This window comes from Pedobacter sp. BG31 (genome assembly GCF_042464845.1).
GTDB lineage: Bacteria > Bacteroidota > Bacteroidia > Sphingobacteriales > Sphingobacteriaceae > Pedobacter > Pedobacter suwonensis.
Genome location: NZ_JBHNZK010000002.1, coordinates 175,791 through 191,597, shown reverse-complemented (window position 1 = coordinate 191,597; position 15,807 = coordinate 175,791). Strand labels below are relative to the sequence as shown.

General features: G+C 40.7%; 11 protein-coding genes and 1 tRNA gene. 6 read left to right on the top strand and 6 right to left on the bottom strand.

What is annotated here, in order from left to right:
* Positions 1-613: 613 nt before the first annotated feature.
* Together ACFE6N_RS04020 and ACFE6N_RS04015 are read left to right on the top strand one after the other, a co-directional pair.
* The gene (locus tag ACFE6N_RS04020) at positions 614-2,404 is read left to right on the top strand and encodes an ABC transporter ATP-binding protein (RefSeq protein ID WP_378934476.1); all 1,791 of its coding nucleotides are present in this window, start codon (positions 614-616) and stop codon (positions 2,402-2,404) included.
* A gap of 79 nt (positions 2,405-2,483) precedes the next feature.
* Positions 2,484-2,807: a DUF3276 family protein gene (locus ACFE6N_RS04015; protein ID WP_090987565.1), complete on the top strand. Its 324-nt coding sequence runs from the start codon at positions 2,484-2,486 to the stop codon at positions 2,805-2,807.
* A gap of 68 nt (positions 2,808-2,875) precedes the next feature.
* Here ACFE6N_RS04015 and ACFE6N_RS04010 read toward each other — a convergent pair whose 3' ends face one another.
* Positions 2,876-3,340 carry a hypothetical protein gene (locus ACFE6N_RS04010; RefSeq protein ID WP_378934069.1) on the bottom strand — a complete coding sequence of 155 codons (465 nt, stop codon included), beginning with the start codon at positions 3,338-3,340 and terminating at the stop codon, positions 2,876-2,878.
* A 295-nt stretch (positions 3,341-3,635) separates the two neighbouring features.
* Here ACFE6N_RS04010 and ychF point away from each other — a divergent pair, with 295 nt between their 5' ends.
* Positions 3,636-4,736, top strand: coding sequence for a redox-regulated ATPase YchF (ychF, locus tag ACFE6N_RS04005; RefSeq protein WP_378934067.1), 1,101 nt, complete (start codon positions 3,636-3,638; stop codon positions 4,734-4,736).
* 518 nt (positions 4,737-5,254) lie between these two features.
* Here ychF and ACFE6N_RS04000 read toward each other — a convergent pair.
* Positions 5,255-5,869, bottom strand: a complete 615-nt coding sequence (locus ACFE6N_RS04000) for an HAD hydrolase-like protein (protein WP_378934065.1) — start codon at positions 5,867-5,869, stop codon at positions 5,255-5,257.
* Between the two features lie 9 nt (positions 5,870-5,878).
* The gene (gene mgtE, locus ACFE6N_RS03995; RefSeq protein ID WP_378934063.1) at positions 5,879-7,255 is read right to left on the bottom strand and encodes a magnesium transporter; all 1,377 of its coding nucleotides are present in this window, start codon (positions 7,253-7,255) and stop codon (positions 5,879-5,881) included.
* 384 nt (positions 7,256-7,639) lie between these two features.
* On the opposite strand from mgtE, the gene ACFE6N_RS03990 reads away from it, so the two are divergent.
* From ACFE6N_RS03990 to ACFE6N_RS03980, 3 genes are all read left to right on the top strand, one after another.
* The gene (locus tag ACFE6N_RS03990) at positions 7,640-8,380 is read left to right on the top strand and encodes a LytR/AlgR family response regulator transcription factor (RefSeq protein WP_378934062.1); all 741 of its coding nucleotides are present in this window, start codon (positions 7,640-7,642) and stop codon (positions 8,378-8,380) included.
* A 222-nt stretch (positions 8,381-8,602) separates the two neighbouring features.
* Positions 8,603-8,674, top strand: a tRNA-Arg gene (locus ACFE6N_RS03985).
* A gap of 226 nt (positions 8,675-8,900) precedes the next feature.
* Positions 8,901-9,284, top strand: a complete 384-nt coding sequence (locus ACFE6N_RS03980; RefSeq protein ID WP_378934060.1) for a YidH family protein — start codon at positions 8,901-8,903, stop codon at positions 9,282-9,284.
* 136 nt (positions 9,285-9,420) lie between these two features.
* Here ACFE6N_RS03980 and ACFE6N_RS03975 read toward each other — a convergent pair whose 3' ends face one another.
* Genes ACFE6N_RS03975 through ACFE6N_RS03965 form a run of 3 tightly spaced genes read right to left on the bottom strand, consistent with a single transcriptional unit; the run spans position 9,421 to position 15,134 of the window.
* On the bottom strand, positions 9,421-10,500 hold the full coding sequence (locus ACFE6N_RS03975; RefSeq protein WP_145860640.1) for an efflux RND transporter periplasmic adaptor subunit: 1,080 nt from the start codon (positions 10,498-10,500) through the stop codon (positions 9,421-9,423).
* 13 nt (positions 10,501-10,513) lie between these two features.
* Positions 10,514-13,735, bottom strand: coding sequence for an efflux RND transporter permease subunit (locus tag ACFE6N_RS03970; RefSeq protein ID WP_378934058.1), 3,222 nt, complete (start codon positions 13,733-13,735; stop codon positions 10,514-10,516).
* A 7-nt stretch (positions 13,736-13,742) separates the two neighbouring features.
* A complete protein-coding gene (locus tag ACFE6N_RS03965; RefSeq protein ID WP_378934056.1) occupies positions 13,743-15,134 on the bottom strand; it encodes a TolC family protein in 1,392 nt (463 codons plus the stop codon).
* Positions 15,135-15,807 lie beyond the last annotated feature (673 nt).

The following is a 15,807-nucleotide window of genomic DNA, read 5'->3' as shown; positions in this document are numbered from 1 at the left end:
GTAGCAGTGTCAGATGGAAACATCAGACACCACAGGTAATTCTGCTATTCATGAATTTATCCGCATCATTATCATTGAGCAGGCCTATCGCGTAGATAGATTTCATTAATCCAGATTGATTTTTCCCATTTGAGCGGATTGAAAGTCATGCTGAATTAAATGAGGCACTGGAGAAATGTAGCAGTGCCAGATGGAAACATCCGACACCACGAAAAATGAGAGACTAGAGAAATATTGCAGTGCCAGATGGAAACATCCGACATCACGAAAAATGAGGGACTAGAGAAATATCGCAGTGTCAGATGGAAACATCAGACAACACGAAAAATGAGGGACTAGAGAAATATTGCAGTACCAGATGGAAACATCAGACAACACGAAAACTGCGCACAAAAGAATCTGTAACTGACATCATGTAAAGCCCAATCATTCAACAGGCTTGAAACCAATAGCAGGACTACAGTTGCGATGAAAGACATACCATATTTTCAAAAAACGAACAGATGGACAACGAACGGCATTTGCACTCAAAATGTCATTAATTTATTAAAGCTCAATTTCCAATGAACAAATAAGTAGTATGAAATACCAAATTTATCTAAGTTTGCAGAACATGAAACATCTGAGCAGATTAAACAAATACTTTCTTAAATACAAATGGTGGATTATACCCGGAAGTATTTTTGTGGTGATTTCTAATATCTTCGGTGTAGTACCGGCACAGGTAATCGGTTATGCTGTTGACTTAATTAGCGAAAACATTCAGCTGTTTAACCTTTTTGCTGGTTTTGATCGTCAGGACATTATTTATAATATTTTTAGCAGTAACCTGTTATTCTTTGGTTTACTGGTTATTGCACTTTATTTATTGCGGGGGCTGTTCCTGTTCTTTATGCGCCAAACTATTATATTAATGTCGCGGCATATTGAGTTCGATATGAAGAACGATATTTACCAACATTACCAGGAGCTGAGCTTAGGTTTTTACCGCAGAAACAATACGGGCGATTTAATGAACCGGGCAACAGAGGATGTAAACCGGGTAAGAATGTACGTTGGCCCGGCGATTATGTATGCGATTAATACTTTTGTTTTATCTGTGCTCGTCATCTGGTCGATGTTTGATGTGAATTCTAAACTGGCCATCTATTGCCTTTTGCCCCTTCCCTTTCTCGTCATCATCATCTACTATGTAAACACCCTGGTCTTTAAAAAAAGCGGAAAGATACAGGAGCGTTTATCAGATCTATCCAGTTTCGTACAAGAACGTTTCTCCGGGATCAGGATTATTAAATCATATGTACGCGAAGATTATACGCGTAACCTGTTTGAAATCCAGAGCAACGGATATAAAAAAGACTCCATGAGTTTGGTTAAAGTATCGGCTTTGTTTTACCCTACCATGCTGCTATTAATAGGCTTAAGTACGATTTTAACCATATATATAGGCGGCATCCAGGTGATGAATGGCAGCATTACTGCTGGGAATATTGCTGAGTTTATCATTTACATTAATCAGTTAACCTTTCCGGTAACCATGCTGGGCTGGGTTACTTCTTTAATCCAGCGGGCAGCTGCATCGCAAAAAAGGATAAATGAGTTTTTAGACATCCCATCCGACATTCAATCGAACGAAACTGCAGAGATGGAGCTAAGCGGTAACATCAAATTCGACAAGGTAAGCTTTACCTATCCGGACACAGGCATTGAGGCCCTAAAAAATGTGAGTTTTGAAATTAACAGTGGTGAGTTTGTAGCCATTATCGGAAAAACGGGGTCGGGAAAATCAACGCTGGCGAACCTGATGATGCGGATGTACGATGTAGAAGACGGCGCTATTGATGTAGACGGGAAGAATATCAAAGATCTTAATTTGAAAGATTACCGTAACCAGATTGGCTTTGTACCACAAGAAGTTTTCCTTTTTTCGGATACCATAAAAAACAATATAGCCTTCGGCTTAAACGAGGTTACGGATGAAGAAGTGCATGCGGCTGCAAAAAATGCTTCGGTTTATACCAATATTATCGATTTCGACGAAAAATTCGAGACCATGCTGGGTGAGCGCGGAATAACCCTTTCTGGCGGTCAGAAACAGCGTGTTTCTATTGCAAGAGCATTGATTAAATCGCCTAAGATCCTAATATTCGACGATTGCCTTTCGGCTGTTGATACTAAAACAGAGGAGGAAATACTACAAAACCTGGGTAAAATCATGGCCGGGAAAACCAGTATTTTAATTGCCCACAGAATTTCGACCATTAAAAATGCAGATAAGATTCTGGTGCTGGACAACGGAAAAATCATTGAACAAGGCACACACAATGAATTACTTAGCCTAAATGGCAGTTATAAGGAGCTTTATAACAACCAACTTTTGGAAGAGGAAACGCGAACGATTTAAATTGTATTAAAATTGTATTTTGAACTTTAAATATTTGCTTTATATTTACCGAAACCAAAAACCAACATCAATACCAACCATGGGAGAATTCGACAACAAGGAAAGAGAAGAAGTTTTTTCAAAGAAAGTAAGAGCAGGAAAGAGAACTTATTTCTTCGACGTGAAGGCTACAAGATCGGGTGATTACTATTTAACAGTTACCGAGAGCAAGAAAAGATTAGAAGACGGTGTGTTTGTAAAACATAAAATCTTTTTATACAAAGAAGATTTCGAAAAATTTGCAGAAGGATTAAATGAAACTGTAGATTATATCAAAACTCATCAGGATGTGGTTGAAAAACGTTATGAATATTCTGAAAACGGAGAACATAGCACGAAAACAAGCGACGATTTTACTTTTTAAGTAATATAATTTCAATAAAAAGCCTCCTTATTTAATAATCCGGAGGCTTTTTTTATCGTTCGATATTTCTATTTTATACCTGCACTGCTTACTGCTACGGCGAGAATTAACAGAAAATAGCTTACCAAAAAGATAATGGTGAGTATGCCCCAAAATTTAAACAGTGATTTTACACTTGAAATGGCATCGTTAAAAGTTTCCTGATCTCCAAACAGCACACCTTGCTTGCCCTTGGCCGAAAAACGTAAGAGCAATAAACTTGGGTAAAAAAAGAGTAAGGCTAATAGCAGGTAAAATATGGTGATGCCTGTTGCACCAATACCGGCCAACGGCCCTAATTGATTAAGCATTGCTGGGTTTGCAGATATTGCGGCCCCTATCCCAAATGAGCTCAAGGTTAAAAAAGCAGAGACAATAAAGCCTACAACCGATAGAAATCTTGCCCATTTACTCATATCGTAAAAATAGCTGCGCATTTCTTCCGTAACAACCAACTTCACTTCCTGAGGCACTTCTTTTTCAAAATCTTCCATTTAATCTCTATGTATTTTGGGCTAAACTTAGATAAAATATAGATTTGATACAAGAGCAAGGGTTTAAATAAAGGTTTTAAAAGCTTATCTTTGCGCGGAATTTAGAGCGGAAAGCGGAAAGCGGAAAGCGGAAAGCGGAAAGCGGAAAGCGGAAAGCAGGAAAAGGTAAAATGGTTGATGGTTTGATAGATCATGGCCAAAGCGCCCAAACTAAAGATCAAAAAACGAGCATAGGGCTATTGACCTTAAGATTATGAATCATTAGCCCGGAACTAGACATAAAGACTAATAAATAATGGCATTACAATGTGGTATAGTGGGTTTACCAAATGTGGGAAAATCGACTCTTTTTAACTGTTTATCGAACGCAAAAGCGCAGGCTGCAAACTTTCCCTTTTGCACAATTGAACCCAATGTTGGTGTAATTACAGTACCTGATGACAGGTTAACCAAACTGGCGGAGTTGGTTAAGCCAAACAAAGTACAACCGAACACCATCGAGATTGTAGACATTGCCGGTTTAGTAAAAGGTGCATCGAAAGGTGAAGGCTTAGGAAACCAGTTTTTAGGAAACATCCGTGCAACCAATGCCATTATTCACGTTCTGCGTTGCTTTGATGACGGAAATGTCATCCACGTAGATGGTTCTGTTGACCCGATCCGCGACCGTGAAATTATTGATACGGAGTTACAGCTTAAAGACTTGGATACCGTTGAAAAACGTATTCAAAAAGTTGAAAAAATGGCTAAAACAGGTGGCGATAAAGACGCGAAACGTACTTATGAAATCTTAACCGTAGTTAAATCTCATTTAGAAAGCGGTAAATCTGTTCGTACGGCACCATTGGTACCAGAAGATTTCGAGTTTATCCTGGATTTAGGCCTACTCACTCAAAAACCGGTCATGTATGTTTGTAATGTGGATGAAGCATCGGTAGTTACCGGAAACAAATATGTTGACCTGGTGAAAGCAAATGTTGCTGATGAAAATGCCGAAGTTTTGGTAATCTCTGCTAAAATTGAGTCAGAAATTGCCGAACTGGACAGTTACGAAGAGCGCCAGGAGTTTTTAGCCGACTTAGGTTTAACTGAATCTGGTGTAAATAAACTGATCCGTGCAGCTTATAAATTATTAAACCTGTATACTTATTTCACTGCGGGCGTACAGGAGGTAAGGGCATGGACCATTACCAAAGGTTTTACGGCGCCGCAAGCTGCAGGGGTAATCCATACCGATTTCGAAAAAGGATTTATCCGCGCAGAGGTGATCAAGTATAATGATTTTGTAACCCTGGGCTCTGAAAATGCCTGTAAAGAGGCTGGAAAATTGGGTGTAGAGGGAAAAACCTATGTAGTGGAAGATGGTGACATCATGCACTTCAGGTTTAATGTTTAAGCTTCCAAATCCCTACAGGGGACTTTAAAAACTTAGGGCCGTTCGCAAGAATGGCTTTTTTATTTATAAAGCCTCGCCATTGAAGGAGCTGCTGCTGTGCTTTCAAACATAAAAGATACCTTTCAGCTGCAGTATGAGATAATATTCACGCCCATTCATTTTTTTTGAGTTTGGTGTCAGAATCGAACTGACTACACTGATTTTGCAGACCAGCACACATCCATTGTGCATACCAAACGATAGGAAACAAAAAAGCCGCTTATTACATTTGTAACAAGCGGCTTTAAATTCATTTTATATTTTATCAGATAAATAAAGTCGACCCGTTACTTTTTGAGTAACAAAAACACGGTTTAAAACAATATTTTGCTGTTGTAATTTTCACGATGTAAAGATACATAAACTTTCCTGAGTAGCAAATATTTATACTCTATAATTGACCAACCATTGTCAATCCCCTTAAAACCAATAAAATAGATCTCTCCATCCCAATGTGTTTCAGTCAAGGACGACTTATATTAAACCTCTAACCCATGAGCAGCCAATTGCGCTTTGGTATCTTCATAATCGGTATGATGAATGCCCTTTAAGCCCAAACCTTCGGCAACCTGCACAAATAACATCCTGTCATCAATATACAAGCTCGTTTCTACATCACTCTGCGAAATATCAATGGCTACTTTAAAAATATCGGCATCGGGCTTACGGAAATGCACGAAACTTGACGACACAAAAAAATCGACAAACTCATTCAGTTTGAAAGTATTAATGCGATACTGGTTGAGTTCCCGGCCTTCGTTGCTGATAACGGCGACCTTTAAATTGTATTTCTTTTTTAAATTACAGATCAACTGGATCATCTCCGGATAAGGAAGTGATTTTTTGAACATGAATTCCTTAAAATCATCGTAGGTAAAATTGCGTTCTTTGAAGAAAACGATACGTTCCAGGTATTCATCAAGCGTTAATTTGCCCACTTCATAGGTATCGAAAGTAAGGTGATGCCGTTCTTCGAGATCAACGGAATCGAGGTTAAAAATTACTGAAGCCTCTCCCCTTGCCTGCCTATCCCAGCCATTTGTCAATAAAACGCCCCCGATATCGGTAAAAAGTGTGGTAATTTTCTTTTGCATGATTTAAATTTAAAGTAAAACGCCTTTCAAAATCAATACGGCTACACTAAAATAAATAACAATTCCGGTTACATCTACCATAGTGGCTACAAATGGTGCTGATGAGGTTGCAGGATCAAGTCTCAGTTTTTTCAGGATAATTGGCATCATCGAACCAATTAAACTGCCCCAAAGTACAATGCCAACAAGTGTAAAGAATATAGTAGTAGCAATTAATAACCAATGTGGCCCATAATTATAAAGGTGTAACTCTTGCCAGGTTACAATACGGACAAAACCAATAGTTCCCAGAATGATGCCGAGTAAGGCTCCCGAAACAAGTTCCCGGCGCATTACTCTCCACCACTCGGCAATGGTTACTTCGCCCAGAGCCATGGCCTGGATAATTAGGGTAGATGCCTGTGAACCACTATTACCGCCACTACTCATAATCAAAGGAATAAAAAGAGACAGTACCACTGCTTTTTCAAGTTCGATTTCGAAATGCTGCATGGCTGTTGCGGTTAACATTTCGCCTAAAAACAGTACAATTAGCCAACCGGCACGTTTTTTTACCAGTTTAAAAATCGGGATATCCAGGTAAGGTTCGTCCAAAGCCTCGGTACCCCCGATTTTGTGCATATCTTCAGTATATTCTTCATTGGCAATCCACAAAATATCATCAACGGTAACGATACCCAGGAGGATATTATGCTCATCCACCACGGGTAAAGCCACGCGGTTATTCATCCTAAAGATGTTGATTGCATCTTCCTGAGGGTCATTTGCTTTTAAGGCAATGAAACGTTTATCGGTCAATTCGCCTATAATGGCTTCGGGATCGGCCAATAAAACTTCCCGTATCCTGATATCATCCAACAGCACCCCATCCTTATTGATTACATATACCACATCGATGGTTTCTGAGTTTTTCCCGTAACGCCTGATATGCGCCAAAACCCTGGTGATAGACCATTCGGGTTTCACAGCAATGTAATCAGGCGTCATTAAACGACCTATACTATCCTCTTTATAGCCTAAAAGCGCAAGCGATTCTTTACGTTCTTCCGGCGGCAAAAGGGTGATCATTTTTTTAACCACATCTCCTTTTAACTCACTAAAAAGTGCGGTACGGTCGTCAGGTGGCAGATCTTTAATGATCTGATTAAGTTTATTGCCTGAAAGTTTTTTAATGATCCGTTCCTGTGTAGGAAAATCGAGGATCCTGAATACATTTACTGCCCTATTGAGGGATAAGGTTTCAATAAATTTAGCTGCATGTTGTGGGAGTTCATCTATCAGTTCTTCAACATCTGATATATTCAGTTGATCCAGATATTGTTTTAATGCTTTGTCGTTCTCTTTTTCAAGTAGTTCCTGAATTTCTTCCACAACCATTTCTTCCATACACAGCTATTTATTTGTTACATGCTTAAACCTATTTAACGGTTCGCAAAGGTGCATTTTATTTCTTAAAAAGCCAACCTAAGCCCCTAAAATCAGTATAGCAGACAGCCTAAATTAAAAATACAGAAGCATAAAGTCAATACAAGTGCGTGTTTAGGCCATGATTTAATCGTTTGTTAACATCAAAATCATCAACTTGACAGAGGAGGGTCGGGATGCAGAAATGGTAGCAGGATTAATAACAATCTCTGTAATTGAATTATCCAATTGAGATCTTTCCTGAACATTTGGTTAGGGGACAAAAACGAACGCGTAAAAAGCTTTCAAATGTATCTGATTCTAATCAGGAATATTTTGTATCTTGTCATATCTAATATATCTCTCATGAATAACACAATCCCCTGCATCATTATCGATGATGACCAGTCAGCTATTGACATTCTTCAAGAATTTATCTCCGCATTTCCAAGGCTTAGATTAGAATTCACCTACACAAAATCAGTTTCAGCTTTAAACGATATCACCATGCTGAAGCAAAGCCACATCATCTTCACAGATATCGATATGCCAAATCTTTCAGGCATTGACCTGGCAGAAAATCTAAGGGGCGAACCGCACAATATTATTTTTATCACCTCCTACCCGCAATATGCGATAGATGCTTTCAAAGTCAGGGCAAAGCATTATCTTCTTAAGCCATTTGATCTTTCAGAATTTGCAAAAGTGGTCAATGATGTATTAAAAGAATGCTACGGAAGCCACAATTTTGAAGGAGATAGTGAAGATGTTTTCTATTTTAGAAAGTCCAGTGATAAAAGCACAATCTTAACCGTGCAAAAAACTGACATTATTTATATCCAGGGTTCAAATAATCATATCCACCTATACACTCCTACTGAAAATTATTCTGTTTACATGACCATTAAGGAGATGGAAGAAAAACTTAAATACAATACAAGCTTTTTCAGGGTACACAAATCCTACATCATCAATTCGGCTTACGTAAAGAAAATTGAAGGTAATAAGATAAACCTCGGAAAGTACGAGGTATTGATGGCGGCCCATTATAAAGCAGCTTTCAGCAAGTTTATTGAAGAACGTTTTTTATTATCAGGAAGAAATTAGCCCGAGTTTTGAAGGTCGGATGGTTCGTTATGGAGATGATCAATCCACTTTGTCAACTCAGGCTCAGCATATTCATGGCTTGATGTTGGCCTAAGGGACTGCGAAGCAATTAAAATCTTTTCTCGACGCTAAACAATTGTAGCAAAGGTTGATCTGGATAACTGTATTTTTTTATTAAAAATGCAAAAAAAATATGTTTTCAAATCCTATATTTGCAGCCTTGCTCCCGTAGTTCAATGGATAGAATTATGGTTTCCGGTACCATCGATATGAGTTCGAATCTCGTCGGGAGCACCTCACGAGACAAATCAGTTTTAAAACTGTTTGTCTCGTTTTTTATTTCACGTAATTCGTTTGTGATTAAATACATCCACTCAACCCTTCTGCCCTATCAATTTTGACCATGCTACGCTAAATTGAATGACACATATTATGCTATCACTTCAAATCAAACTCAACTGAATATCATGCCGTGAAACTATTAACAGAGAATAACTGTTAGTGATAGTAAATATGAACAATGAGTGAAAAACATTCTACAGGTGCCCCGGGAGACCACCTGGCCAATGAACGTACTTTTTTAGCCTGGATCAGGACCAGTATAGCGGTTATGGGTTTTGGATTTGTGGTGGTTAAATTCTCCTTATTCATCAAGCAGATCTCGTTGGCCCTTGGAACTAAAGTTTCTGTGCACCAGACCGGCGATTCGAGAAAGATTGGGATATTGTTGGTTGCCCTTGGTACCATCACCATTATACTATCGTTTTTAAGGTATCAGAAAACAAAGTTTCAACTGGAAAAAGGGCTTTATTATCATTCTACAATGTTCATTAAGGCGATTACCGTAATGATCTTTGCTGCCAGTATCGCGCTGCTTATTTATCTGACAAATGCTATTTCCTAAAACGTTATCTTGTTTTCCAGCGATTAAAAACTCTAGCTACCATCTTGAACGTATTGCTCGCGCCATACTCTTCTGTTTGTATGATATATAAGGATAAAAAAATTTGCCGGACGGCTTATATCCGTCCGGCTGTGCGTTAAAGTGTCTCGCCATTTTTAATCTCATCGTTGGCAGGCGAAATGATCTCTGTACCGGCTTTGATAGGACCAAAAACCTCAGTCATGGCTGTGCCTTTCATTCCTTCTTTAATGTCAACGAGCAAGGCTTTTCCGTTCTTCACCTCTACGATATACTTTCGTTCGGTAGACCGTACAATAGCGGAGTTGGGCACCAGTAACGAAGTAGCACCAGATTTTAGCGGAATCTCTACCTCAGCGTACATTCCAGCCTTCAGCCTGTTATCTTTATTGGCTACATCAATTTCCACAATTTCCTGACGCATATTGCCCAAAGAATTTGCAGAACGGCTGATCTTTGCCCGATGCTCCTCCCCTGGCAAGGCGTTAAAATAAAACTTCACCATCTGGCTTAAGTCTACTTTATCAACATAATCTTCAGGGATGGATACTTCAAGCCGCATGTGGGTCAGGTCTTGTAAAACCAACATTGGCAGATCGGAAGATTTTCCTGCTGATACCAACGCTCCGGGTGACACATTTCTGTCAACTATTACGCCGTCAAATGGGGCATATACCTTTAAGTAATCTTGCATAGTACGTACAGAAGCTACATTAGATCGTTCGGCCTCCACAATGGCCTTATCTCCTTTCATCCTTGAAAGTGCATTATCGAGCTCCAAGGGGGATACAGAACCTGCTTCCTTTGCAGCTTCTTTTAACCTCCGGTATTTTTCACTGCTTGCGGATGCCGTTTCACGAGCCTGAAGGTAACGGGAATTTGCAGACTGTAACTGCGATTCAAGTTCTGGTGCCTCCAAGATCATCAAGAGCTGACCTTTGGTCACTTTTGATCCCAAGTCGACCAATATGGCCTTCACAAAGCCATTGGCCTTTGGGAAAATGTTTACCTGATTAAAGGGTTTTAATGTTCCGGGTATGCGGGTGTAACTGGAAAGGGCCTCTTCTGCTACCCTGGCTGTTTCGTATTTAGCGTCTTTGCCATTTTTTGCCTTACTGATATCTACTGGTTTCTGGTTACCACTACAGGCGGCCAGCAAACCAATTATAATGATGAGGGGAATAAATCTGGTTTTCATATTTTTTATTTAATTAAAGTTTTGTTTTTCCGGGCATTAGATTTGGTTCTGTCAGACTGCTATTTTTCTGTGCCCAGGCGAAAACCTGCGGAAGGATAAATAATGCTGCAAGAGTAGAAAAAAATAGTCCGCCAATAACCGCTCGACCCAGCGGAGCGGTCTGTTCGCCGGACTCGCCTAACCCAGATGCCATTGGGATCATGCCTGCTATCATGGCCAAACTGGTCATTAGGATCGGCCTTAAACGAATTCCAGCACTAACAATTGCTGCGCGGGAAGAATCTTTATAATCCAGCCTGAGTTTTTCGGCATTGGTTACGATCAGTATCGCATTGGCAACCGACACTCCTGTAGACATAATCATCCCCATATAACTCTGCAGGTTAAGCGTAGAACCGGTAAGCAATAAGGCAGTAAGCGAACCAAGTATTACAGCCGGTACTGTTGACAGCACCGTGAGCGAAAGCTTGAAAGATTGATAATTGGCTGCCAGCAATAAAAATATAACCAAAATGGCAAAGGCAAGGCCGCCCTGAAGTGATGATAGCGTTTCGGTTAACAAACTTGACATGCCTTTCACTTCAGCGGTTAGCCCTTTAGGAGGTGTACCTACTGATTTCAGGGCTTTCTCTACATCAGCCGTTGCAGTTCCAAGATCCTTTTTGTAAATATTCGCACTGACAGTTAAAAAGCGTCTCGGACCAGAACGATCATACTCTCCGGGAACATAACTGGTATTAAATGTTGCAATATCACCCAATACCGGGCTGCTTTGCCCTTTTACCAGCGGAATTTCTTTGAGTTCATCCATCGTATTCATCACATATTCGGGAATCTGCACCTGTACCTGATAGGTATAGGCGGTTTTTTCATCGAGCCATTGGTTTTTCTCCGTGAAACGGCTGGAAGAGGTACTCGCGGTAACCGATCTGGCAATATCAACAACGTTCAGTCCGAACTGCGCGGCTTTGAGCCTGTCTAGCGTAATGGATACCACGGGAATGTGCAATGGCTGGGCGATCTGAATATCCCGCAAATAGTCTATTTTTTTCAGTTTAGCGAGTGTTTTATTGGCATACGACTCAATTTGGGCCATATCTTTTCCGGCTACCCTGATCTCAATCGGAGTAGCGGCACCCTGGCTCATGATTTTTTCTGTCATGTCAATCGGTTCAAAGGTAATTCTCAGATCCGGAAGCTTATATGCGATGTTCCTTCTCAGGGCATCTTTGAGTTCATCCATATTTACCTTATAATCCTCATCCAGGTTTACCTGTAGCACAGCCTCATGGGTTCCTGTATTAAAAATATACAGATTACTGGTTCCGTAACTGCTTGGAATAAGTCCCACGTAGCCAGAACTGACCTCGACATGGTTATCCACCGTTTGGTTAATGATGGCGAGTACCTGCTTGAATTTTTCTTCGGTGCGCTCTAACCTCGTACCATCTGGAGCTTTGATGCGAATCTGGAACTGCCCGTTATTGAGCTTTGGCATCATGTCTTTACCAATGAAAACAAAACCAAGTGCAGCCAAAATAAAAACGATAAAAAGGTAAGTGCCTACAATTCCTTTTTTCATTGGCATCCAGCGTTCAATAATCGTCATAAAACGCACCTTTACCCTTTCAAAGAAATCATTTTTTTCCGGTTCATCCTTTTCGTTCTGCAGATGTATTTCAACCTGGTCTTCTTCTCTCTCGTCTAACGCTTCCCCTGCATGTGCGTGGATCTTACTGTGGTCATAATGTTGGTAGCGTTCTTCCCTGATCATCCAGTTGGATAAAATCGGAACCAATGTTTGGGCTACTATAAAGGAGACAATCATGGTAAAACCAATGGACAGAGACAAAGGCAGAAACATTGCTTTTGGTATTCCCTTCATCATAAAAGATGGCGCAAAAACTGCCAGGATGCATAATAATATCAATAGTAACGGAAAAGCGATCTCTTCACAGGCATCATAAATGGCTTCACGTTTCGGCTTTCCCATTTCCAGGTGCTGATGGATATTTTCTATGGTTACTGTTGCCTGATCAACAAGAATACCGATTGCCAGTGCAAGCCCGCTCAATGTCATGATATTAATCGTCTGCCCGAACATCCCCAATAACAGCACACCAATTAAAATTGATACCGGAATAGTAATAACCACAATAAGGCTGCTTCTCAGGTCGCGCAGGAACAACAGTACCATAAGTCCGGTAAGGATTGCGCCCAAACCACCTTCCGTGATCAGGCTTTTAACGGAGTTGATCACTGCTACAGACTGGTCAAATTCATAAGAGATGTGAACATCATCAGGCAAAAGGCTTTGCATTTCAGGAATTTTCGCCTTAAGCGATTTCACTACCGACCAGGTTGACGCATCAGCGGTTTTAACCACTGGTATATAGACTGACCGTTTTCCGTTAATAAGTGCATAATCTACCGTAACGTCAGCAGCATCAGCAACTCTGGCCACGTCTCTCACCAATACCGAAACGCCATTTTTTGTAGCAATAGGAATGTTGTTAAATTCATCCACCGTTTTTACAAGCGAATTCATAGAAGTTACCATCATGGTATTGTCTAGCCTCAGGTTTCCGGAAGGAGACATCACATTGAATTTGGATAAGGCGCCTACCACCTCATCTGGGGTGAGGTTGTAACTCCTGAGCTTGCTCGGATCTACATTAATGGTTATGGAGCGCGAATTGGCACCGAATGGCGGTGGTGCGGAAAGCCCTGCTACAGAAGAAAACATCGGCCTGATACGTGTTGCCGCCATATCGTAGATTTCTTTCAGGCTCCTGGACTTTGCAGAAAGCACGAGCTGGCCTACGGGTAGTGAAGAGGCATCAAAACGGACTACCTGAGGGGGTAGTGCACCAGGAGGAAAAAACTTCATAGCACGGTTTACCTGTAAGGCTACCTGTGCAGAGGCTTCGGCCATATTGGTCTGCTCATAAAAACTTAATTTGAGCATCGTTAATCCCTGGATATTCTTTGCAGTAATATTTTTAATGCCATTAACATAGAGGAACTGGTCCTGCAAGCGTGTAGAGAAAAAACCCTCCATCTGTTGTGGCGACATACCACCATAAGATTCGATAACATATATCGTTGGAGAATTAAGCTGGGGAAAAATATCGATTGGGATATTCATCGCGCTGAGGACTGCGAAGAGCAATAAACTCGCGGTGATGACTACTGTTGTGATCGGCCTTTTCAAGGCCGAGGTAACCATTGACATATATTTATTATTTTAATGCGTTTAAAAGTGAATCTACTTGATTGGTGGCAATAGCCCTTTGAAAAAGTGCCCGGATATACAGATACTTTGCATTAACAAAATCGCTTTCTGCCCGATAGAGGATGTTCAGGGCTGTATTGAGTTCAATAATATCGGTTAGCCCGTTCTTATACAGAGAAAGCTTCTGGCGGTAGCCTGCTGAAGCTGCCTTTAACTGATTGGGGATTTCCTCAAGCCGCTTATGTGCAGTATTGATTTCGACACCTGCCTGAAGAGCGGCATTTGATAACATTAGCCGCTCCTGCTTTAACTCCTTTAAATAAAAATTACTATTCGCCTTCTGGGTCCTGAGTTTCAGCTGACGCCTGCGTAAATCAAAGAGGTTATAGCTAATGCCCAGGCCCACCAGATAGTTTTCCCGCTGCCAATCAAGGCCGGTCGAGAGTCTGTTGAAATTGTCATTTGCATCGATACTTGATCCCCTTGACCATACTGCGGCCTGGAGGCTTACCTTTGGATTATAGGCTTTTTTAACAAGATTTTCTTTCTCAATACTACTGAAGTAATTGTTTCTGTAAAAATCAAGCAACGGATGGCTCGAACTATCAGTCAGGTTTACGGAAAGGTTTACTTCCAGCAGTTTTAAGCGATCGAGTATGGTGCTATCTGCCACAATATTTTGCGGACTCAAGCCGCTGATTGCTGCAATATCAAGCTTAACCTTTTTATAGGTATTGTCCATTTCGATATAATTCAGCCTTGATTTGGAAAGTTCTGCCCCCGCAATGCTGGTATCTACGCCCGGGCGTATACCACTTCTGGCAAGAGAGATAATAGAGCGGTTAATCTGTTCGTTACGTTTGATGTTCTGCTGCTGTATGGATAACATATCCTGAAGTTTTAACAGCGTCAGGTAATCATCAATCGCAATAGCCCTGGTTTGGTAGCGACGCTGGGCAAATCTGGAGTGTTCTGCTACAAGCTCGGATTTAGCTACCGCATTTTGGGCTTTATAAGCACCAAAGTTGTAAATCTCCCAATCGAGGGAAACAATCCCGAGGTTGGTGAGTGCGGCCTGGGTGTTGCTTACCGTTCGAACGCCCCTTGAATTAGAGGGTACAATACCAAAAGCCATATATGGCCCAGTTACGTTATTGTTAGTGCCCAGATCTGCCTGATAGTTGAGTTTCAGGTTTGGAAGTGCATTTGCTGCAGTCTCCTTTAACTGTGCGGCACGAATATCTACCACTGCAGAATCAGCAGCAAGGGCAGGAGAAAAAGCAGTGACGTGATCAATCAGATCAACGATCCCGATCGGTTTTGGTGATATTTGGGCATGGGTTTCCACCCCCAGATATAAAAATAGGAACAAACAGAAAACCTGTTTAATACGGATCATGTATTTAAATTAAAAATGGAAAAAAAAGATTTAAGGCGTGCGGCCGCGAGTGCCCGATAATTAACCCACTGTTATCACTTTAGCATGTAAAGTATAGCCATAAAAGAAAGTTGGGAATGAATCTCAGATTCTAAACACCTGATTGGAAAGATAAATTGGAACTGATCCGGCAATCCGGTACCTGATCTCAATAAAATAGCTGTGAAGGCCGGAGGCTAAAAGGGAAAGCCCCAGAAACAAGATAATACCGAGAATAAGCCCTTCCAGAACCGGAAGCACGGTTTTTTTCCGTTCATCAACGATACACTTAAACTGTCTGGTAATCTTCGAATCTTTTCCGGGCGGAGAAAAACTACCGCTATGTTGTGCGGCTGATTTGATGCCCTTAGCTGGCTCTAAAAGAGACAGGTTGGATAAAAAAAAGATGTTGCCGAGAGAGATGATCAGATATAGCAAAACAACTCCGATGATAGAGCAATTGGGTATCTGCTTAATCTTTATATCCTTCAAAATCGACAACCTAATATATTGGTGCTAAAATCTGTATTAAATAAAAAAAAGCAAAAGCATTAATAGCAACAAAGCTGTTACAAAAATTAATAACAGTATTATTTTGCCGCAACTACCACATACCCAATAGCTCACCAGTATAATGATCAAAACCAACCCTGCT

What these genes read in the sequence shown, in the direction of transcription:
- ACFE6N_RS04020 (WP_378934476.1), top strand. Translation starts at nt 614, where the DNA reads ATGAAACATCTGAGCAGATTAAACAAATACTTTCTTAAATACAAATGG.
- ACFE6N_RS04015 (WP_090987565.1), top strand. Translation starts at nt 2,484, where the DNA reads ATGGGAGAATTCGACAACAAGGAAAGAGAAGAAGTTTTTTCAAAGAAA.
- ACFE6N_RS04010 (WP_378934069.1), bottom strand. Translation starts at nt 3,340, where the DNA reads ATGGAAGATTTTGAAAAAGAAGTGCCTCAGGAAGTGAAGTTGGTTGTT.
- ychF (WP_378934067.1), top strand. Translation starts at nt 3,636, where the DNA reads ATGGCATTACAATGTGGTATAGTGGGTTTACCAAATGTGGGAAAATCG.
- ACFE6N_RS04000 (WP_378934065.1), bottom strand. Translation starts at nt 5,869, where the DNA reads ATGCAAAAGAAAATTACCACACTTTTTACCGATATCGGGGGCGTTTTA.
- mgtE (WP_378934063.1), bottom strand. Translation starts at nt 7,255, where the DNA reads ATGGAAGAAATGGTTGTGGAAGAAATTCAGGAACTACTTGAAAAAGAG.
- ACFE6N_RS03990 (WP_378934062.1), top strand. Translation starts at nt 7,640, where the DNA reads ATGAATAACACAATCCCCTGCATCATTATCGATGATGACCAGTCAGCT.
- ACFE6N_RS03980 (WP_378934060.1), top strand. Translation starts at nt 8,901, where the DNA reads ATGAGTGAAAAACATTCTACAGGTGCCCCGGGAGACCACCTGGCCAAT.
- ACFE6N_RS03975 (WP_145860640.1), bottom strand. Translation starts at nt 10,500, where the DNA reads ATGAAAACCAGATTTATTCCCCTCATCATTATAATTGGTTTGCTGGCC.
- ACFE6N_RS03970 (WP_378934058.1), bottom strand. Translation starts at nt 13,735, where the DNA reads ATGTCAATGGTTACCTCGGCCTTGAAAAGGCCGATCACAACAGTAGTC.
- ACFE6N_RS03965 (WP_378934056.1), bottom strand. Translation starts at nt 15,134, where the DNA reads ATGATCCGTATTAAACAGGTTTTCTGTTTGTTCCTATTTTTATATCTG.